Source organism: Aristophania sp. ESL1142 (assembly GCF_058107345.1).
In genome coordinates, this window is sequence record NZ_JBYLUH010000001.1 from 1,599,280 (window position 1) to 1,618,763 (window position 19,484).

At 51.6% G+C, this 19,484-nt stretch carries 27 protein-coding genes; 23 read left to right on the forward strand and 4 right to left on the reverse strand.

Annotated elements, in window-relative coordinates; all coding sequences use genetic code 11:
* The first annotated feature begins 21 nt into the window (after positions 1–21).
* A complete protein-coding gene (locus tag AC3B6P_RS07505) occupies positions 22–516 on the forward strand; it encodes a phage virion morphogenesis protein (protein ID WP_489805473.1) in 495 nt (164 codons plus the stop codon).
* Here the strand turns inward: AC3B6P_RS07505 and AC3B6P_RS07510 are convergent.
* The 4 genes from AC3B6P_RS07510 to AC3B6P_RS07525 all read right to left on the reverse strand — a co-directional run bounded on the left by AC3B6P_RS07510 (position 494) and on the right by AC3B6P_RS07525 (position 1,738).
* Entirely contained in the window at positions 494–667 is a 174-nt protein-coding gene (locus AC3B6P_RS07510) for a hypothetical protein (protein WP_489805474.1), read from the reverse strand. The two genes, AC3B6P_RS07505 and AC3B6P_RS07510, sit on opposite strands and share 23 nt — an antisense overlap.
* Before the next feature lie 89 nt (positions 668–756).
* Positions 757–939 carry a hypothetical protein gene (locus AC3B6P_RS07515; protein WP_489805475.1) on the reverse strand — a complete coding sequence of 61 codons (183 nt, stop codon included), beginning with the start codon at positions 937–939 and terminating at the stop codon, positions 757–759.
* Positions 932–1,507, reverse strand: coding sequence for a KilA-N domain-containing protein (locus AC3B6P_RS07520; protein ID WP_489805476.1), 576 nt, complete (start codon positions 1,505–1,507; stop codon positions 932–934). Before AC3B6P_RS07520 ends, AC3B6P_RS07515 begins: the two co-directional genes overlap by 8 nt.
* Positions 1,508–1,576: 69 nt before the next feature.
* Entirely contained in the window at positions 1,577–1,738 is a 162-nt protein-coding gene (locus AC3B6P_RS07525; protein ID WP_489805477.1) for a hypothetical protein, read from the reverse strand.
* Between the two features lie 283 nt (positions 1,739–2,021).
* Between AC3B6P_RS07525 and AC3B6P_RS07530 the strand changes: the two genes are divergently transcribed.
* The 22 genes from AC3B6P_RS07530 to AC3B6P_RS07635 all read left to right on the forward strand — a co-directional run bounded on the left by AC3B6P_RS07530 (position 2,022) and on the right by AC3B6P_RS07635 (position 19,365).
* Entirely contained in the window at positions 2,022–2,252 is a 231-nt protein-coding gene (locus tag AC3B6P_RS07530) for a ribbon-helix-helix protein, CopG family (RefSeq protein ID WP_489805478.1), read from the forward strand.
* A gap of 293 nt (positions 2,253–2,545) precedes the next feature.
* Complete coding sequence (locus tag AC3B6P_RS07535; protein ID WP_489805479.1) at positions 2,546–3,535, forward strand: phage protease; 990 nt, start codon at positions 2,546–2,548, stop codon at positions 3,533–3,535.
* Complete coding sequence (locus AC3B6P_RS07540; RefSeq protein WP_489805480.1) at positions 3,535–3,969, forward strand: hypothetical protein; 435 nt, start codon at positions 3,535–3,537, stop codon at positions 3,967–3,969. The genes AC3B6P_RS07535 and AC3B6P_RS07540 overlap by 1 nt, the downstream gene beginning before the upstream one ends.
* Positions 3,970–3,979: 10 nt before the next feature.
* On the forward strand, positions 3,980–4,936 hold the full coding sequence (locus AC3B6P_RS07545; RefSeq protein ID WP_489805481.1) for a Mu-like prophage major head subunit gpT family protein: 957 nt from the start codon (positions 3,980–3,982) through the stop codon (positions 4,934–4,936).
* The gene (locus AC3B6P_RS07550; RefSeq protein ID WP_489805482.1) at positions 4,936–5,163 is read left to right on the forward strand and encodes an HI1506-related protein; all 228 of its coding nucleotides are present in this window, start codon (positions 4,936–4,938) and stop codon (positions 5,161–5,163) included. Before AC3B6P_RS07545 ends, AC3B6P_RS07550 begins: the two co-directional genes overlap by 1 nt.
* Positions 5,164–5,165: 2 nt before the next feature.
* The gene (locus AC3B6P_RS07555; RefSeq protein WP_489805483.1) at positions 5,166–5,588 is read left to right on the forward strand and encodes a gp436 family protein; all 423 of its coding nucleotides are present in this window, start codon (positions 5,166–5,168) and stop codon (positions 5,586–5,588) included.
* Positions 5,582–6,175 (forward strand): hypothetical protein, encoded by a 594-nt coding sequence (locus AC3B6P_RS07560; RefSeq protein WP_489805484.1) that lies wholly within the window; start codon positions 5,582–5,584, stop codon positions 6,173–6,175. The genes AC3B6P_RS07555 and AC3B6P_RS07560 overlap by 7 nt, the downstream gene beginning before the upstream one ends.
* Positions 6,168–6,398 (forward strand): hypothetical protein, encoded by a 231-nt coding sequence (locus AC3B6P_RS07565; RefSeq protein WP_489805485.1) that lies wholly within the window; start codon positions 6,168–6,170, stop codon positions 6,396–6,398. Before AC3B6P_RS07560 ends, AC3B6P_RS07565 begins: the two co-directional genes overlap by 8 nt.
* On the forward strand, positions 6,395–7,879 hold the full coding sequence (locus AC3B6P_RS07570; protein WP_489805486.1) for a phage tail sheath subtilisin-like domain-containing protein: 1,485 nt from the start codon (positions 6,395–6,397) through the stop codon (positions 7,877–7,879). Before AC3B6P_RS07565 ends, AC3B6P_RS07570 begins: the two co-directional genes overlap by 4 nt.
* A gap of 2 nt (positions 7,880–7,881) precedes the next feature.
* Positions 7,882–8,241 carry a phage tail tube protein gene (locus AC3B6P_RS07575; RefSeq protein WP_489805487.1) on the forward strand — a complete coding sequence of 120 codons (360 nt, stop codon included), beginning with the start codon at positions 7,882–7,884 and terminating at the stop codon, positions 8,239–8,241.
* Positions 8,241–8,585 carry a phage tail assembly protein gene (locus tag AC3B6P_RS07580; RefSeq protein ID WP_489805488.1) on the forward strand — a complete coding sequence of 115 codons (345 nt, stop codon included), beginning with the start codon at positions 8,241–8,243 and terminating at the stop codon, positions 8,583–8,585. The genes AC3B6P_RS07575 and AC3B6P_RS07580 overlap by 1 nt, the downstream gene beginning before the upstream one ends.
* Before the next feature lie 158 nt (positions 8,586–8,743).
* Complete coding sequence (locus tag AC3B6P_RS07585; RefSeq protein WP_489805489.1) at positions 8,744–10,930, forward strand: phage tail tape measure protein; 2,187 nt, start codon at positions 8,744–8,746, stop codon at positions 10,928–10,930.
* The gene (locus tag AC3B6P_RS07590; RefSeq protein WP_489805490.1) at positions 10,930–12,321 is read left to right on the forward strand and encodes a DNA circularization N-terminal domain-containing protein; all 1,392 of its coding nucleotides are present in this window, start codon (positions 10,930–10,932) and stop codon (positions 12,319–12,321) included. Before AC3B6P_RS07585 ends, AC3B6P_RS07590 begins: the two co-directional genes overlap by 1 nt.
* The gene (locus AC3B6P_RS07595) at positions 12,311–13,618 is read left to right on the forward strand and encodes a phage baseplate assembly protein (protein ID WP_489805491.1); all 1,308 of its coding nucleotides are present in this window, start codon (positions 12,311–12,313) and stop codon (positions 13,616–13,618) included. The genes AC3B6P_RS07590 and AC3B6P_RS07595 overlap by 11 nt, the downstream gene beginning before the upstream one ends.
* A gap of 58 nt (positions 13,619–13,676) precedes the next feature.
* Positions 13,677–14,171, forward strand: a complete 495-nt coding sequence (locus AC3B6P_RS07600; RefSeq protein WP_489805492.1) for a phage baseplate assembly protein domain-containing protein — start codon at positions 13,677–13,679, stop codon at positions 14,169–14,171.
* Positions 14,172–14,235: 64 nt separating this feature from the next.
* Positions 14,236–14,706, forward strand: a complete 471-nt coding sequence (locus AC3B6P_RS07605; RefSeq protein ID WP_489805493.1) for a phage GP46 family protein — start codon at positions 14,236–14,238, stop codon at positions 14,704–14,706.
* Positions 14,703–15,785 (forward strand): baseplate J/gp47 family protein, encoded by a 1,083-nt coding sequence (locus AC3B6P_RS07610; RefSeq protein WP_489805494.1) that lies wholly within the window; start codon positions 14,703–14,705, stop codon positions 15,783–15,785. The genes AC3B6P_RS07605 and AC3B6P_RS07610 overlap by 4 nt, the downstream gene beginning before the upstream one ends.
* Complete coding sequence (locus AC3B6P_RS07615; RefSeq protein WP_489805495.1) at positions 15,782–16,414, forward strand: putative phage tail protein; 633 nt, start codon at positions 15,782–15,784, stop codon at positions 16,412–16,414. Before AC3B6P_RS07610 ends, AC3B6P_RS07615 begins: the two co-directional genes overlap by 4 nt.
* On the forward strand, positions 16,407–17,858 hold the full coding sequence (locus AC3B6P_RS07620; protein ID WP_489805496.1) for a hypothetical protein: 1,452 nt from the start codon (positions 16,407–16,409) through the stop codon (positions 17,856–17,858). Before AC3B6P_RS07615 ends, AC3B6P_RS07620 begins: the two co-directional genes overlap by 8 nt.
* Before the next feature lie 2 nt (positions 17,859–17,860).
* The gene (locus tag AC3B6P_RS07625; RefSeq protein WP_489805497.1) at positions 17,861–18,253 is read left to right on the forward strand and encodes a hypothetical protein; all 393 of its coding nucleotides are present in this window, start codon (positions 17,861–17,863) and stop codon (positions 18,251–18,253) included.
* 1 nt (position 18,254) lies between these two features.
* Positions 18,255–18,680: a hypothetical protein gene (locus tag AC3B6P_RS07630; RefSeq protein ID WP_489805498.1), complete on the forward strand. Its 426-nt coding sequence runs from the start codon at positions 18,255–18,257 to the stop codon at positions 18,678–18,680.
* Positions 18,667–19,365, forward strand: coding sequence for a DNA adenine methylase (locus tag AC3B6P_RS07635; protein WP_489805499.1), 699 nt, complete (start codon positions 18,667–18,669; stop codon positions 19,363–19,365). The genes AC3B6P_RS07630 and AC3B6P_RS07635 overlap by 14 nt, the downstream gene beginning before the upstream one ends.
* The last annotated feature ends 119 nt before the right edge of the window (positions 19,366–19,484 follow it).

Below are 19,484 nucleotides of genomic sequence, written 5' to 3' on the forward strand. Positions count from 1 at the left end.
GAAATTATGATAGGACACATTATGGCGTTAATCAAGATTAATGGTGATGCGACTTCCATAACGGGCGCTCTGAAGAGACTGGAAAATCTGGGGCGACAGCCACAAAACTTTCTGGCTGATATAGGGCAGGAAATGCTCACCCAGACCAGCCGCCGCATTGAACAAGGGGTTACACCTTCCGGGAATCCCTTTGCTCCCCTTAACCCACTATACGCGACCGAGAAGACAACGGGCATTTTAATCAAAAGCCATGCCCTTCAGAATAGATTGGTAACGACACTTAGTGGAAATACATTAATCTGGGGGTCTAATCAGGTTTATGCAGCCGTGCATCAGTTTGGAGCGATTATTAAGCCTAAGAAAGCTTCTGCTTTAAAATTCAAGATGGGTGGAATGTACTTCCAAAAACAGTCCGTCACAATCCCCGCACGGCCTTATCTTGGGTTTAATGAGGATGACAAGGCGGCGGTTATGGATACGTTGGATGTGTTTTTCAGGACTTGTCTGAAGGGGTAGCAGGAGACGCTGATTGAGCCAGTTGCCGCAGGACGATCCTGAGTTCATCCGGGTTACCGTCCTTAAGGATGGCGGTCAGAAGCTCGGCAGTGTAAGCGGGGTCTTTACGAAAGAGTTCGGCCATGGCTGTGTCGTGGGGTCTGTCTTTCATGGTTTAACCTCTGGCTTGTTTATCCGATATGTCTGGGTAGGTAACAAGAAGAAAGTCCCCTTGTTACCCTGATTTATTACTGGGGTTTATTATTGGGCGTTCTGTTCGTTTGTATCAGATACGGTTTGATCAACCGTATTTTTGATGGCCCTGAGAATAGTATTGAGGCCATAGACGGCTTCATTCCCCAGTTCCAGATTATTATGATCAGCGACACCTTCAAGCAAAAAAGCGATGACACCGGATACTTCGATGAGGGAGAAATCAAGCATGGTTTGATCCTTTCTCATTCAGGTCAAAAAGGCTTCTGCTTTCTGGCAGGAGGTTCATTTCTTTTAGCGGGTTGATGCCCCAGTGTTTTTCAACCCCCATCCCGGCGCGCTCAGCGGCCTGTCTTGGTGTGCAGCCACAGATCAGGGCAACCTGCATCATCTGCCGGAACGCACTGCTCATATTGCGAAAGCGTGGCATGTCTGATGCAGTGGATGTGACGGTAACTTCGTCCTTATTCTGCATCATGGCATCAAAGGCACGGATGACCGTCAGGTTGAAAGCCGGGCTGATCCACATGGCATAAGCATAAACCAGCTCACGCACGGCGTAAGTGCCTTGGCAAACGCCACCCTTCACGACATTCACAGGAGCGATCCTCAGATCTGAGGATCGGATCAATTCGTCGATAAGCATTCTTGCCGTCGTAAGTCGTGAGAAATTTGACGGCTGTTTTGATCTATCGCTATCAGAGACACGATGAATATCATTGAGGCAAAAACGCCCTTCTTTATCTCGTCTTATCCCTGTTCCTCTAAGGATAAGAACGCTATAACTATTATTAGCCATATCGAAAGTCCTTTTTTCGTTTTGGTTAGGCCCATGAAGAAAGTTCCAGTTTCTTCGTGGGCTGTTAGATTATGATTTTGGGGAGCTAGTTTCGTCAGCTCTTCTTTTCTCATCCAAAATCATCAAAAGCTTGGCATTTGCAGAACAAAAACTTTTTTGTGCTTCTTGTTGCAACCATTCTTTCAAGTCTTTTGGAATACGGATGTGCATTTGTTCGTCTTTTTTGTTCATGCGTCTCCTTACCTGTTTGGTATAATTTGTGTATATAATGCGCCGCAAGTAAGATCAATCAGAAAGTGTAAAAAATTTTGTCCAAGACTCTTTGGTTACATTCGTTTTCATCTTGTCTTATAACTTTATGACACAAAACGAGTGTGCTAGAGTGTAAGCTATCTTTAGGCATGAAATTACTGCTTTCATGTTTAGGGTTAAGCACAAAGAGAGACGGCAATCTTTCTTTGTGCTGTCGGTTTACGGACTGGTGTAAAAAATTTTGTCCAAGGACATTCATAATATGCCCTCTCAATCCTCGTCAAGAATAAATGATAACATAAAAAAGGGAAGAGGCCGGCCTGCTACAGGTACCAATCCCCTTATTGGCGCAAGGTTAGATAGCTTTTTGCTTGAGAAGTTGGACAAATGGGCAGAAATTAATAAGATCAATAGGGCTGAAGCGATCAGACAACTTATTCAGAGAGGCTTGGAATATGAGGGGAATTTGTCCCAGTTTCCCACAAAAGAGTGATTTCATTGAAAGGTAAGTCCAGATTGGGACTCACCTTTCTGGTTTCTATCATACTATTTTGGGCAGCTTATTATGCCTGGTCATTATACTGCTGAGTGCATGTTTCATTTTCAAACGGTTTTCAAACGGTTTCGAACGGGGTAGCGTGCGTTTTTAGGCGTGATATGATGCGTGACAGCGTTGAGGGGATTAAACGCGCTGTGCGGGCAAATATGATGGTCTTTTAAATGGGCTATAAGGGGGGGAGATTTTCCCCCTGCTTCGGTGGGGTATTCCCCCGCATTCTGTCTCGCATGAGCGAGATGACTTCAATTCCCCTACCTGAACAGACTGACGGTGTACCTGAATGGGTGCATGTGCTGCCATCAGGGGCATTCCCGGCGGTGGGTGGGTCCAGGACGCTACGGGCTGACAATCTTTCTTCCATTATTAACGCCTCTCTTCGGGGTGGCAAGATCGTGCTGGATGAAAATCACAGCACGGACCTTGCCGCACCAAAAGGGAAATCGGCCCCGGCCATGGGGTGGATTGTTGAAATGCAAACCCGGCCTGACGGGATTTGGGGGCGGGTTGAATGGACACGGCGTGGCAAGGCTGCGATGGCAGACCGGGCCTATAGGGCCATTTCTCCCGTCCTGAAAAGCACTGGGGGTGTTGTGACGCAGATCCTGCGGGCAGCGCTGACCAATAATCCTGATCTTTCGCTCACAACCCTTCATTCACAACAGACACAGGAGGATGCGTTGACGTATCCACTTTCTGCGCTGCGTTCACGCCTTGGCCTGTCGGCTGATGCTGATGAAACGGCGATTAATACAGCGCTCGATGCAGCGAAAGGCCACGTTACCCTTCATGCCCAGCTGGCTCATCTTGCAGGGCTGGATCAGACGGCGACTGATGAGACCCTTCTTGCGACACTGAAAAAACAGCAGGAACAGGTCACACTTCATTCCGCTGCTGAGCAAACGCTTCAAGCACAGATCAATGAGCTGAAAGCCAATAACGCCAGAATGGCTGGTGAGCGCTTTATTGAGGAAGCCGGACGGAAAAAGCTCATAAGTGATGAGCTGAAAGCCCAGCTTGTGACACTTCATGCCAACAATCCTGCGCTGGCGCAAAATATTGTTGCCAGCCTGCCAGATGCTCCTGCCGCTGGTGTAACGACGTTGCATGGTGCTGTGGTTGGCCATGCCCCCTCTGGAATTGAGAACAAATCCATGAAGGTTGTTGATAACGCGCTTGGCCTAACAGAGGCCGATCTGAAAGCAGGAGGGTTGATCTAATGCTGAAAGCTGATCGCATCCTTTCTGAAAAGATCGTGCCTCATGCGCCTGAATTTGGTCACTCTGTGGCTGAGGGGTTCCGGGTTTATCGCGGATCACTCGTTGCGGTGTGTGAGGATGGGACGATTGTCCCCGCTGGTTCGACCAATACGCCGTCACCGCTCGTGTCCATTGTGGGCATTGCCCGCTCTGCTCAGGTGGGGGCATCCGTTCCTGTCTGGGTGAAAAAGGGCTGTTACGCCTTGCCTTTTGATAGCGTGCCTGGGTGGGTAGCAGTCGGGCAGGATGTTTACGCGCTCGATGATGAGACCGTTACCCTTGGTAATGGCGCGGCTCCCTCTGATGACCCGCAGATTCATAACCCTGCAACGCGGCTGAAGGTGGGCATTCTTGCTGGTCTTGAGTCCGGCGTTCCCTACGTGCTGATTTCCTGAGAGGTTTATCATGGACATTAATATTGGAACGATTAATGCGCTGACCGCGCGTGTTAATCTGGCGTTTGATAAATATATCCAGACGGTTGAGACGCATTATAAGCCCTTTACGCTGGATGTCCCTTCTTCCGCAGGAGAAGAGGTTTACCCCCGTCTGCTGGAACTTCCCGGCTTTCGGGAATGGTTCGGTCAGCGCATTGTGCACCGCATTGGTGAAGCGGGGCGCATGACCATCCGCAACAAGACCTTTGAGCAGACATTCTCGATCCGCCGTGAGGATATTGAGGACGATCAGCTTGGCTTCCTGACGCCCATTACCCAGCAACTGGCTGCGGACGCAGGAAGTCTGCCGGATAAGTTGGTCTTTGAGCTTCTGGAAAATGGCCATAAGCAGAAGGGCATGGACGGGCAATATTTCTTTGATACCGACCATCAGGCTTATGACCAGAATGGCAAGGAGAGTGTTTTCTCTAACATTCAGCGTCCTAGCGGGAGTGTTGGGGCAGTGCCGGCCTGGTATCTGTTCAACACAAAACAGCCTTTAAAACCCCTGATTTTCCAGCGTCGCCGTCCCTTTACCGTTCAGGCGCGCACGCAGCTGACACAAGGAAATGTCTTTAATGGCAATGAGTTTGTGTGGGGGGCTGATGGGCGTTGTGCTGCTGGTTATGGGCTGCATAATTTTGCCTTCCGCTCCACGGCACCCTTAACGGCCGAGAATATTGGCGCAGCGATTGCGCAGATGCAGGCGCAGTTCAGGCGGGATGGCACGCCCTATAACACCCGGCCGGACATTCTGTACGTCCCGACCTCACTGGAAGGGCCTGCGCGGCAGCTGGTGGAAAAGGACTTCCTACCCACGCTAGCACCCGACAACAAGACGTACGTCACGGGGTCCAACCCCTGGGCTGGCACGGTCAAGCTCGTTGTGTGCCCTTACCTCAACACTTTGGCGGTGAATGACTGATGAGCAAGACTGACGAAAAAACTGAAATGAAGGCTGTCATGCTGACGCCGTCAGGAAAGCACCCCTTGCCCTCAGGCTCTGTTCTGGTGATGTGTGCGACCCCTGGCTTCAGGCGGGCAGGTATTACGCATGAGCGGGTCAAAATCTGGTCCCGCCGTGAACTGTCTGATGAGCAGATTGAGACAATGCGACGTGAACCTGAACTGACGCTGGTTGAGGTTGTGTAACAATGGCTTATGCGACGCTGGATGATCTGACTTCACGTTACGGCCGTGATGAAATTGCGGCCACGACGACTGATCTGGACGCGCCCCGTGGCACGCTGGATGAAGTGCGTGTGAAACAGGTTTTAAACGATGTTTCAGCCGTGATGGATAGCTATCTCCAGCGTCGTTACCAATTGCCTGTAAACCCGGTGACGCCGGTTCTGGTGCGTGTTTGCTGTCAACTGGCACGGTTTGATCTGGCGACGGGGGGTGACAACATTCCCTCTGAACAGATCAAAGCCGGCCAGCAGGCCGCCATGAGTTGGTTGCGTGATGTTGCTTCTGGAAAAGCCACGCTTGATGCCCAGGTCGTAAATGAAACAAGCCAGAGCTGGTCCCGTATCACTTCACGGCAAGCTGGAATGAGTGCGGGGGCGTTATGGTGAAAGACATAACCCCTAAAGGCTATCCTGAAGCGATTTTGAAGGGTGATGTTCTGGCCGAACTCTTTGAGGCCGTATGTGCTCGTTTGAGGGGATTATTGCCTGAAGCCTCATTCGCTCACACGATTTTACCGCCCCACCCGACACAGGGGACATGGCAGAAAATCATCAAGAACGGGGCCACGGTAGCGGTAGGTTTCGGTGGCTGGCGGGGGAATGACCGTGCGGGGGCATCATTTACCGGCACGGTTTCCTTTCCGGTCGGCATTTTACTGACGCAGGTGAAAAGTGAGGCCCTTTATCAGGGCACAGGTCAACTCCGTGGCATGGGCATTATGGGTGTGATGGCCGCGATTGCGGGCGGGATGCATAACTGGACGGTGCCGGGCATTGGCACGTGCTGTGTGCGTAATCTGAACATCCCGGAAACAGCGGAGTGGTTTAACGAACGCAGTGCGTTGATCGTCGCAGAACTGGTTTTTGACAATGTTGAGCTGGGCAATAGCGAAACACTCGCCCTGCTGGACGATTTCATCAAACAGACCAACCAGATTGAGACGTTAGCAGAACAGGAGAAAAAGAATGGATGAAACAATTCTGGTGAAAGCCGGAGAGAAACGGCGCGTGCTTACGCCACAGGGACAGGATGTGCCGGGTGAGCCGTTCAAGGTGAAAAAGAACGACCCCTATTGGGCGCGAGCGTTGCGGGCGGGTGATCTGGTGCTGGTCGATGAAAAAACACTCACGAAACCAGTAGCGACAAAACCTGTCACAGCGGCCCCGGCTCCTTCTAAAAAGGAAGATAAATCATGAGTGTTGATTTTCAGGAAATCCCGGGTGAATGGGCCGTCCCTGGCTCTTATACAGAGGTCAGCTATGTGCCGGCCCCCGGCTCATTGGCGGGGATGCCGCTGCGCATTGTGATTATCGGTCAGACCAGCAACAAAAATGCAGCTGGTGTGCTGCATGAATATATCACGACAGGTCAGGCCGAGCAGCTCTATGGGGCGGGGTCTGTGCTGGCGCAGACGGTTCGTGGGTTTTTGAATGAAAAACCCACATTGAGTGTGGATGTTATTGGCGTTGCCTTACCTGATGACGCTGCCCCCGCCAGTGGGGCCATCACCTTTGCAGGCACAGCCGCTTCAGCCACGACGGCGGCGGTTATTCTGGCCGGCGTGCGGGTCAGCTGGAGTGTGGCGGTTGGGGCGAGTTCTGGTGACATTGCCTCTGGGCTGGTCAAGGCTGCAGGAGCCAGTGCCGCGCTGCGTTTGACAGGGCTGTCCGTGGCTCTGGGCAATGACGATAAAAGCACGGTGACTATTACGGCTGGTGAAGGTGGCTCCCTAACCAACGACATTGATATTCGCTATTCCAGCGCGGTTAGTGACCAGATTGCCGGTGTGTCCGTTACCGTCAAGGCTATGGCGGGCGGCACGGGGGACATTGATATTGCCCCGGCTTTACTGGCTCTGGGTGAAACCTGGTATACAGACGTCATACTCTGCCAGACGGATGTCACGGCAATTTCTGCGGCTGTGGCTGAAGCAAAACGACGTAATGATGCCATGGTCGCCAAGGATATGCGCGTTTTTGTTGGTCTGCGTGCCACACAGGGCCAGGCTCTGGCTGTGCAACAGAATTTCATGACCTCTGAAGAGCTGATCATGCTGCCGCTCCAGAACCCCCGTTGCAGCTCCTGGCAGATTGCTGCGGCTTTGGGCGCACAGGTGGCACAGTCTCTGAATAATGACCCCGCCCGTCAGTTGCGGACCTTGCCGCTCAATACATTGAGTGATCTAGGACCGGAAACAGCGAACCAGTTCTCTGACACGCAGCGTTCGGTTCTGCTTCAGAATGGCTGTTCAACTGTTAAAGTCCAACGTGACGGCACAATGGCGCTTGAGCGTGTGGTGACTACCCGTACCTCTGACCCCAAAACGGGGCAATCTATGGGAGTGTGGGACGTTATGATTCCTTCCATTGGGGCGCGTGTCCGCTATGAGTGGAACACTTACGTAAATGAGACCTATGCCCGTTCAAAGCTCGCTGATGATGACAGTCCACTGGCTAATGCGGAAGGGGTGGTCACACCCAAAACCTTGAAGGCTTCATGGGTTGCCCAGTGCCTGCTTTATCAAAATCAGGGCTGGATTGATGATGTGGCGACGACTGGGGCACAGGCACAGTTTGAGCGCAATGGGGAAGACCGCTCACGTGTTGATTCCTCTCTTCCAATCAAGCCTATGGGCAGTCTGGTTGTCCTGGCGAACTCACTGCAATTACAGGTATAAAAATGGCACAGACACTTGGTATTATCCGCTTTTTCTGGCGCGGCAAACAGTACGACACTGATAAAAGCTCTTCCATCAAACTCAGTGGCGTCAAGAATAATGACGTTCACGCCAATTTCCGCACGCTCCGTTCCTCTGAATATCAGGGCGGGCAGGTCAAGGTGAACGTCAATATGACGAGCGACATGTCGCTTAATGATTTTGACCCATCCCTTGGCGAAGGCGAACTTCAGCTCCAGACCGACCTTGGCACGACCATTGTGGTGTCTGACGCCTGGGTGCGTGAGCAGCCGGAATGGGCTGGTGGCGGCAAGCCAGCCACCGTGACCTTTACCTTCAATACGTATCAGGAGACTAAATAATGACCGAAGAGCATAAATCAGAAGAACTCCCCAAAGGGGCTGAGCTGTTGGAAGATGGTTCCATCCGTTACACATTGACCCGCCCTGTATCCCTTGAATTTCAGGGTGGCGACAGGAAAGAGCTTTCAGAGCTTGTTTTCCGTGAACTGACAGCTGGTGATCTGATTGATAGCAGCACGGGGGGTGTTAATGCCAAGACCTCTCTCGATATGTTGCAGCGCTGCACCGGCAATAAGGGGATTGTGGGGGAAAAGCTCCTTCGCGCCATGAGTGGACGTGATTATGTGCGCTGCCAGAAAATCATGTCCGGTTTTTTGGACGATGGGGAGATGACTGGCCCGTAAGGCTGGCCTCTCTCGCCAATACGCTGCGGTTTAACCGCAGCGACCTTCGGGCCTTGACGTTTCAGGAACTCAATTTCTGGACCGCTGCCCAGAACGACTATAGCGAGCGCCTCAAATCAGAGGTTGGATATTAACACGCTGGATTAACGGAGGCCTTTGTGGCTGGAGAACTGACGGCTCAATTTGAATTGCAGTTGCTCGACCAGATGAGCTCTCCCCTGCAAAAAATTCTCCAGCGTATTGAGGATTTAACCGCACGGCTTGAGGGAATTGCCGAAGCGACCACAGGCAGTGAGGCCGCGAACCGTTCCCTTACTGAAATGGAACGGACAACTGGGCACCTCACAGAAACCATGCAAAGTGCTGTGGGGGTTTCAGGGGAATTAAGTGAGGCCTTGGGAGCTACGGCAGGAGCTGGTGAAGCGGCCTCTGGGGGTCTCGGAGCGGCTATAGGGGAAATGGCGGTTCTAGATGAGCGGGCCAGTGCCTCTATTGGGGTATTAGGGCGGCTGAAATCGGCCCTGTCAGGGGTTGGTGAGTCTGGTCATGGGAGCCGGTTTGGCGGGGCTTTACACAGCTTTCATGAAAATTGGGAAAAAACGCAGTCCCGTGGGTTTGGCGCGCTCATGGGCGGGTTCGAGCTTTTGGAACCGGCTAAGGAGGCGGCGGAGTATGACAATACAATAAGGCACGTCGGGATTGGGCTGGAAATTCATGGGGCTGATCTCGATAAATATGTTGCGGCTGAGAAAATAAGAATCAATGAGCTGGCACGAAATACAGGCCAGAGCGGTGGGGAGCTTGCAGAAGCGTTAGGGTTTTTCTCACGTGAAGGATTTCGTGGACAGGAACTGGAAAGCTCTCTGGCTACAACGGCAAAGATTGCCACAGCCTATAATGCCAAGCCGGAAGCCGTGGCCAAGACGGCTTTTGCTCTCAAAGAGAATTTAGGCATTGACGACAAACACTTACAGGGTGCTTTGGCATCACTCGCGATTGACGGGAAAAATGCAGACCTGCCTTTTGAAAAAGTTGCACCACTCTTACCAGAATTGGCAGCGGCAGCAGGAAGTCTGGGTATCAAAGGGCGATCAGGTGTTGATGATCTGGCTGCGGCTATCGGGGTTATTAGAAAATCAACCGGTAATGATGGTGAGGCGTTCACCAGAGGTATGGCATTTTTGCAGACGGTAACGTCAAGGCATGGATTACAGCATTGGGGACGGGTGTTTAAAGGGGAAAATCTGTTTGATTTTGAGGACAAGGCCCGAAAAAATGGTATCGACCCAATGGTAGCCGTTATTAACAAAATCAAATTTGCTGTCGATCATGCCCGCAATAAAGAAATTGTTCTCTCGAACCTGTTTGGCAACCAATATGACACAGGGGCTATCCGGGCGATTTTGGATCACTGGCCACAATTCAGCAAAATTCGTAAAAAAGTGGCAGGGGCTGACCAACAGGTGATTGACCGTGATTATGCAGACGGGAAAAAGTCCGGTCTGATTTCCGTGCAAAAATTTGAGGAATCCCTGATGGAGTTGCTCAAACGCATCGGGGATGATTTTACGCCCATTCTCAATGGTCTGACGGTGGCTGTCAATTTTGTTAATGAATGTCTTGAGTGGATGGACAAGCATTGTCATGGTCTTACGGTTGTTTTGATTGGCCTTGTAGGTTTGGTCATTGCGGCGGTTACGGTGATCACGGGACTGGGGGCTGTCATCGGGCTGGCCAGTGTGGCTTTTGGGGCCATGGGCGTTATTTTGGGGCTGGTCTCATGGCCTGTGGTTCTGGTGATTGTGGGGTTGCTGGCATTAGTGGTGGTGCTGGTTCTGCTCTGGAAAAATTCTGACAAGGTTAAGCAATTTTTCCAGGATTTGGGGGACCAGATCAGTGCGTTTATTGACCGCCTGAAGCATATGTGGCCAAGAAACCTGCATGATTTTTTATCGGGACGTGATGATCACTCCCATTATGACCCTGTGAATACGCTGCAAACCCAAAAGGAAAAAGACCAACAAGTTCAGGGTTTTCAGTCATGGTATGCAGAGCAAATCAGGCATTTCAATAAAAGAAGGGCGCTGGGAAGTGTGAATGCCAAACTTCTCAAAACATATGATCATCAACATCCGAAACATCATTCTTCGGTGATCTCAAAGACAAAACATTATCATCATCACCATGTTTTGGCGCATCATGCTCAGCCTTCGGGACATAGGACAGAGCCAAAAGAACGCACTGTCAAAATCAGGATTGAAGCAGAGAAAGGGCTAAAGGTCTCGGCCCGTTCTGACCACTCCTCTATTCAGGTCGATCATGGGCCGATGATGGTGAGGCCCTGATGTCGCTTATTGACACACAGGGCCTTGGTGGCCTCGCTGGTTCCGAGATTGCGCAGCTGGGCAGTGGTCTGGCGGGGGGGCTTTTTGCCCGCCTGACGCAGCAGAGCACGCTTGCAGGTGTTTCCTTCTCCATTATTGACTCACGTGAACAAGCCGGGCGGCGTATTCACCGGGTTTTGTTCCCTAATCAGGACCCTGACAAGCAGCTCTTTCAGGATTTTGGTGCAATCGATACCCCACTTTCCATAAGTGGTGTGATTGTTGGGGATGATTATATTACCCGTTCCAAACGGATGCGCACGGCTTTGATGAAGACCGGCAAGGTGACGCTGGTGCATCCATGGTGGGGGAACCTCAAGGTCCGGCTGGTTTCTCCTGCGACCTTTCAGTTCCGTGAAAATGCCATTCGTTGCACAACCTTTCAGGTAGAGCTTGTCCGGGACCCTGATCCACCGGCAAAGAAGGGGTTGTTTGGGCGTATTAATGACACCATCAATAATATTCTGGAAACAGCTGACCAATTAATGGACCAGGCCCAGAGCCTGATTTCTGATGTGTTGTCTGTCGCAACGTTGCCCCTTGCGCTAATTAATGGGGTGAGTTCTCTCGTCTCCCAATGTCAGGGCATTTTTGACTCTCTGACCGCTAGTGCACCAGAGCCTATTAAAAGTGCGGCTTCACCTGTTCTGGTGCAGGCTGCAAAGGGCGTGTCCCCCTCCCAGCCTGATTATGGCGGACAGGTTGTGGATGTCCTGGCCGGGCTGCCCGCGTCGGTAGCTGCGGCCATTACGGAACCGGATCAATCGGTGATTGCCAGCCCGTCTGTCACGCCTCAAGGGGAGCAGGTTACAGGGCAGACGGTAACGAAGCTCTTATTAAATGCAGCTCAGCAGATCAAACAGGCGGGTGCTGATCTCGCCTCCCAAAATACTGACCCGGGCACGATGCTGGCGCTCAGCGTGGCGGCGCAGGCTTTTGTGGTGAGTCAGCTTGTCTCTGGCTGGGCGGCGTCAGACTTTGTGAGCAATCAGGAGGCAGAGGATGCGCGGGACCAGATTGTGGCGGCCATTAATGATTTGGGTACGTCCATTGAGAACGCGGCTTCTTCCCAATCCTCACAGTCTTTAGGAGGACTTTATACTGGTGCTCAGGCCCTCAAGGCAGGACTGATTGCTGATGCCAATTCCCGCATTGGCAGTTTGCCGCAGGTTCTGGAAGTGCCGGTGGCGGCGCGGTCCTCGCTCTGGTCCCTCTGCTATGCGATGGGAGGCGATAATAGCGCGAATGTGCAGACCATGTTTGATGATGCGGTTTCCCGCAATCACGTTCGACACCCAGCACTTATTCCCTCTGGTCTGGTTGAAATGTTGGAGATGACTCATGACCATTGAAAAGCTGGACCGTAATGCGTTGCTGGTGATTGAGGGGCAGCTTATCGACCATTGGACCAGCCTTGAGGTGGGCATGGATTTGGCAAATCTAGCAGGGATTTTCCGTGTTGAGCTGGCTTTGTCCTTTCCCCCACAAATTGGAGAATATCCTCGATTAGGGGCGTCAGTGCAGATATATGTTGCCAATTTCCCCGTGCTTAAGGGATGGGTTGAGGCGATTAATTCCCGTGGTGATGAACATTCCTTATTCGTTACGATTTCGGGGCGCGATCTGGCGGGTGACATTGTCGATTGCACCGCCCAGCCTGAAGGGCCGGGACGGATGGACCATGTGCGACTGGAAACGGTTGTGGGGTCTCTCGCTACCCCCTATGGCTTAAGTGTCAAAAGGGTTGTGGATACGGGGGCGCCCTTTGAGGTTGTTGCCTTTGAGGCGGGTTCCTCTGTGTTGGATGCGATTGAAAAGCAGAGCCGCCAGCGAGGCGTGCTGGTTACGTCTGACGGATTAGGAAATATTTTACTAACAAAGCCCGGGACGACGCGCGCTGATGAGGATCTGGTCTTTCCCGGGGGTAATGTGCAGCGATTTGAAGAACGTTTAAATCAGAGTTTTTCGGACCATATTGTCAAAGCACAAGGCACGTCTGTTCATAGGGGTAAGAAAAGCGCGTTTTCAGTGTTGGAAGCTGCCGGCGCTGCCCTTTTGACAAAGGGGCATATTGCGCATGAAAAGCAGGCGGCCTGCGCGTTTGGCTATTGTTATGATGAGAAGGTCGGGCGTTACCGGCCGAAGGTTTATGTGGCGGGAACGACGAGCCAGGGGCAGCAGCAGGTTTCTCATAGTGGGGCAGAACTGGCGTCGATCCTGCAAAAATCACAAATTTCGCCCCGTGCGGGTTGGAACAGGACAGACCCTCCCAAACAGGCGGCCACACCGTCACGTCAGGCCGGGCAGCCTTTTACTCTGGACGATCAGGCTGCCTGGCGTATGCGCACGACCCGTGCTCAGGGTTCTGCTCGGGTATATACCGTGCCCCGATTACTGACTAGTAAGAAAACCCTCTGGAAACCCAACCAGATCGTGAAGGTTAAAGACGATGTTTGTGGTGTGAATGGGGACATGCTGATTGGCGCGGTAACATGGATGATTTCAGGGGATCAGTGTGAGACACGGATTTCGGTCGTGCCGCCGGATGCCTATGATTTAACAGGCGGTGCTGACCATACTCCCACCAAAGGACAGATTACCCGCAAGCATGGCAAGACGTGGCGGCGTGATGAAGCGGATAAATCATGAATATCATTGATATTTATCATGCGATCCGCATCTCCGCTCTCAAATTGCCCGTGCTGTTGTGGGCGCTGTTTATGATGACGGGCCTGAGCAGCTGGTGGATCTCAATGTTCATGCGGGGCAAGTCAGGACCAAAATCCCGGTTCATCAACCGTTCGGCTTTTCTTCTCACGTACCTATTGATGGGGCGGTTACCCATATTGTTAGCACGGGGGCTGACCCTGCTGATCTTGTGGCGTTACCGCCGTCCAATCCCGCGGCGGCACGCATGGGAAATTTAAAAGAAGGCGAAACGGTTCTTTATGATGCAGCGGGACAGAGGCTTATCTTCCGCAACGGTCTGATTGCCGAGGTTGATGTCGTCAGTTCCTTTGTTATACACGTGAAAGGGACAGAAATATTAAAGCTGGACCAGAGTGGTGTCACTATAACAGGTAATCTTACGGTCTCTGGTAATATTCATGCCGGTAAAGATGTGACCGCCAAAGTTTCTCTCAACAACCACACTCATAGTGGTGTGCAGGCTGGTGGGGCTAGCACAGCTAAACCTCAGTAACAGATTATATGGGGGGAGGTTTTCCCCCTGATGGTTTTAGGGTGGCAGTTTGTATCAGTAGGATATGAGCATTGGCACCCTTCATATTGGCCCCGACCATCATGGGCAGACTGATCTTGTCATTACCAGAACCGGTGAAGGACGCGGACAGATCAGTTTTGATCTCACGTTGGCTTCAGCGTTGATTATTGCGCTTGGTTCGCACCGTCGTGCAGACCCTGATGACGTCATTCCCTCTTTATTGACTGAGCCTGATGGCACGATGATCCCACTGGGCGGAAAGCGCGGTTGGGTTGGTGATATTTTGCAGGAGGAAGGGCAACGGCTTGGCTCCAAGCTCTGGCTGTTGGAGCGTGCCAAAAGAAGTGAGGCTACGCGCATTACGGCGGAAGATTACGCACAGGCAGCCGTGGACCCGATTGGGGCCTATCATGGGCAGGAGATGTCTGTTTCAGCAGGGTGGAAAGACCGCGCTTTAACTGTAACGGTTAAAAATGCCGGCACGTCTGTCACCCAGCGTGTGGAGACGTTATGAGCGCGCGCATTCCCACCCCTTCCGATATTGCTCAGCGTTATATGGCAAGCTTCGCTCAGGCAACATTCAGGGCGGATGATGGGAGTATGGTTACGCTTGACCCGACCGCACCCTCCACCTTTGAGCAGGTGCTGGTCTCAGCCATGGCACTCTCTGATTATGAGACTTACCTTTATATCCGGGATCGTTTTCTTGAGCTTTTACCGACAACGGCGACGGTGGGTTCAGACGGCCTTTTGCCACAGCATGGACAAATCTGGGGTGTGCCTCGTTTGGCCCCGCAATCAGCAGTGGGTAAGGTGATCATCAAGGCCGTGAGTGACGTGTCCCTGCCGCAAGGAAGTGTGCTGACCAAAGATGGTTCTGTGCAATGGGAATTAAGCCAGCCTGTTACACTTTCCCCGGGAGAGAGCAAAAGCGCTTCTGTATCCTGTCAAACCACAGGAACGACGGGGAACATTCCGGCCGATAATGTCCTTTCATTGGTTAGTCCTGTTGCTGGAATTGATACGATCACGGTGGATCAGGACGGTCTGGCTGGTGGTGCTGATATTGAAGGCGTTGAGGACTGGAGGGGACGCATTATTGATGCCATTCGCAACCCCTATAATGGCGGAGATGCTGAGGATTACCGCAAATGGGCGAGTAATGCCGGGGCTAAATTCGTCAATGTCGTGCCTTCTTATACGGGGCCTGGCACCGTTGGGGTGATTATCGGTTTTGCGGGGCCGCGTGTGCCGACGCAAGAAGAGATCGTGCGGGTGCAGGATTATATTGAAGCACGCAGGCCCATTGTGGGCCATGCGACCGTCTATCCTGTTGAGCTGGTGCATGAAACGCCCATTGTCAGGCTGGGGCTGGATAATCAGGTCAATCGTGACAAGGTTATGGCCGCGTTTCAGTCAGTCTATAACGGTGTCAGCATAGGTGGAACGCGCTATCTTGAAGCGTTACAGGCGGCTTTGTTTAATGCCGTTGGCGGGGTGTCCTCGGTGATCTCTCCCCTTCATGACACCGTCTATAATGTGAATCAGCTACCCGTTATGGACGGCATTACGTGGCAGGCGATAAAGAAATGACGTTTGTTTCTGCTCCACGTTCTGCTGATGAAATTGCCCATGAGTGGAGTGAGGGTCTCCTCCCGGCTGGCACTGCCCTGAACGGCTCTAATGTCAGGGTGCTTATGCGTGCGCTCGCAGGCCCGCGGGAAGAACTTGAGCGGGATGGCGCTGCAATTGTGCGGGAGATTTGCCCTGGTTCATCGGATCTTCTGCTTGATGATTATCGTACATTGCTGGGGCCTGATCCGCTGGGACGGGATCAGGGGGATCTGACTGAGCGTGAGTGGCGTTACATTCTGCAACAGAGATGGACGGCCCGAGGCAACCAGACCCCGGCTTTTTATATCGCTTTGGCCGAGAGTTACGGCGTCAGCATATCCATTACAGAGCCGGAAGCAGCGATTTGCGGGGCTGTTACGTGTGGTGATGGTTCTGAAGTGAGTGATGTCACGCTGCGTTTTATGTGGATTGTGGAACTGCCAAATGGCTCTCTGGAAGCCGTTTGCGGGCTGGCTGTGTCTGGCATGATGGACGCGGCGCAGGACGATAAGAGTGGTTTTGCAGAGCTGATGCGGGTTTTTCAACTTCTGAAACCGGCCCATAGCGAAGTTTATTTCAGACATGATGGAGTGTGGGTAAATGACTAACCCCAAATGGCCCCAATTTATGGGCGTGCCTAATATGACGGTGGATGATAAGGGGCGTCCTTCTGTCCTTGATCTTGTGCCTGGCAAGCAGGAAGGGACGCCGCTTAATCAGGCGCTCATCAACCCCATCATTCACACACTCTGTGATGTAAGTGATGCCCAAAGCGGGTATCTGCCCCTGAGTGGTGGCGATATTACAGGCAGCCTAACCATTCAGGGAAAGTCCGTTGCCACAAGCGAGGATATTGCCGCTGAGACCAGACGCGCCAAGAGTATTGAGGCGGGCCTTCTGCCTCTGAGCGGAGGCACTCTTTCGGGGAAGCTGTCTGTAGGCGGACAGTTCTCCCAAAATGGGGAAACGCTATCAAATCCCCTCGGCACACAAGTAGGGACCGGGCGGTTTTATATGCAGGCTGTTCAGCCTGATAATGTAAGCCACATCACCGGGCGCCTGCTTATCAATGATCTGGACGGAACTTATTATAAGGTTCTGGAAGCTACGACTGATGGCACCCTGAAAAATGTCCGTGGAAAGGCCCTGGCTACGGTGGATGATGTGCAGGCCGAAGCTACACGCGCCAGAAATGCTGAGGACGGGCTACTGCCTGTTTCCGGTGGGACACTTTCGGGGGCGTTACTGGTTGGAGGGGCATTTGCCCAGAAGGGAGAAACCCTGTCCCAGACACTCGGCGCCCAGGTGGGGAACGGCCAGTTTTACTTGCAGGCCATCCAGCCAGACGGGAGCAATCACATTACAGGCCGGCTGGTGATCAAGGATCTGGACGGGAATTTTTACCGCGTTCTGGAAGCTACAACGGATGGCACCCTGAAAAATGCCGGTGGCGAGACTTTGGCTACGACGAATGATGTGCAGGCCGAGGCTGCGCGTGCCAAAGCCGCTGAAGCCGGAAAGCTTGATCTGGCGGGTGGAACTGTCGGCGGAAGTGTAAAATTCAACAGTAAACTCAGTGCTTATTCTGGAGAAATCGTTCAGGAGGGCACATATTTAACGCTCAAACAGAGTAATGGCGATGGGAGTTCCGGCGAGGTTCGCCTTTATTCGAATGGCGTTTTACAAAATGGAAGTGGTAACCGTTATTCAGAAATTATTACCCAGGGGGTAGGAGATGGGCGTTTGGTGACACAGATATTTACATTTGTAACCCCTAATGGAGACCAAACAAATATTTGGGTCCCATTTCCCTATAGCTTTAAAGAAACCCCTATCCTGATTCAAACATCTGTCAATGTTGAATTTTACGATCAGGCCGCTCCAAATTGGAAGGGGCGTAATGTCATGATTGCCAACAAAACAGGCGTATCCAGTATGCAGCGTGACATAACGAAAGACGGTGTGATGATCTACGGAGTTTCTATTGATTCGGCGTCAACCTGGTCAAAAGTGGCCGGAGAATATGTATTAACCGTAACAGGGATTATGTAAAAATGGCAACGTATTATTATGCAATGATTGACGATCACAGGAATGTACAATCTGCTGCAAGCTATGAAGATTTTGTTTCAAATAATCCGTATTGGTTGCGCTTATCTGAAGATGATTACAACAAAGTTTATAATTACTTGTTTAAGGATAATGTGGGTGTCAATATTGATAAAGATTGTAAAATTACAACCTATATCAAACCTGGCTTGAGTTTGGGAGACAAAGCACAACATGCCGTCGATGAAATCAATGCTCAGGCGCCCATGATGGTGGCTATGGGAGAGACATTTGGCCCCAAAACTAAAGCCTATGTGCAAGCGTTGCAGGCCATCATTGGGGGCACGGACACAACAAGCACAGACCTGCCGGCAAAGCCGGATGCCCTGACGGAGTAATGTGAGCCCGTTAGAATTCCTGGACCTCGCAAAAGGGTGGGAAGCCGTCATAGGCGGGGTTGTGGGCATGTTTGCAGGGTGGTTCGGGCAATGGGCCAAAGTCCGCCTGAGCCATGAGCGTAATGTTATTGACGCAAGTGCCCTTGAGAATGAGCAGCTTCGTCTGGCGCTGGAGCGGGAACGTTTCCTGACTGATAAACTGACAGAATGTGGAGAGCATTACGCGGCTTTATGGAAGCGCTTTTACGAGCGTGAGGAGCGTATCAGGTGCTCTCATTCTGCTGCTCTTTACGACGGTCGCCGCGTTAATGAGCAGAATATGGAGGCGGCCCGGGCTGTTACTGAATGTGGAGATTTTGAGGCTGTTACGCCAGTAAAAAATGTTAATTCAAAATTATATGAGAAGGAGAACCATGCAAGCCGTTAAACCCTGCCATCCAGCAGCCCCATATGTAGGAGGGAAAAGGCTGTTGGCAAAAAGGATTATCAGTTGTCAAAAAGAAATTACACATAGTTGTTATGTAGAGCCATTCGTCGGGATGGGAGGCGTTTTTCTAAGACGTGATTTCGTGTCAAAATGCGAGGTCATTAACGATTATGACCGGGAAGTAATCACATTTTTCAGGGTTCTACAGAGACATTATGTGCCGTTGCTGGATATGTTGAGATATCGACTGACGAGCCGTAGTGAGTTTGAAAGACTCATGAAAACCGATCCTGACACACTGACTGATCTGGAACGTGCAGCCCGTTTTCTCTATCTGCAGCGCACGGTATTTGGCGGGAAAACAAGGGGCAGCTTTGGCGTTGTCAGAACCGCTCCAGCCCGGTTTGACATAACAAAACTGGTTCCTCTTCTTGAGGAGATTTATAAACGCTTATCCCGCGTGGTGATTGAGTGTCTGCCATGGCAGGAAGTGATAAAGCGTTACGACACTGCCTCGACACTATTTTACCTCGACCCGCCCTATTATGGGACCGAACACTATTACACGGCCAAGTTTACCAGGTCCGAATTTCAGGAAATGGCTGAGATATTACGAGGGATCAAAGGAAAGTTCTTGTTATCACTGAATGATTGTGAAGACGTAAAAAAGATTTTCTCTAATTGAGTCTATCCAAAAGCCGTTTTAAACAGGATTGAAACGCCGTTCAAATAGTATTTCAATCCTGTTTTTTCGTTTAAGAAATTTTGTCTAAAATATTAAAAAATTTTGCCGCGCTACACAGA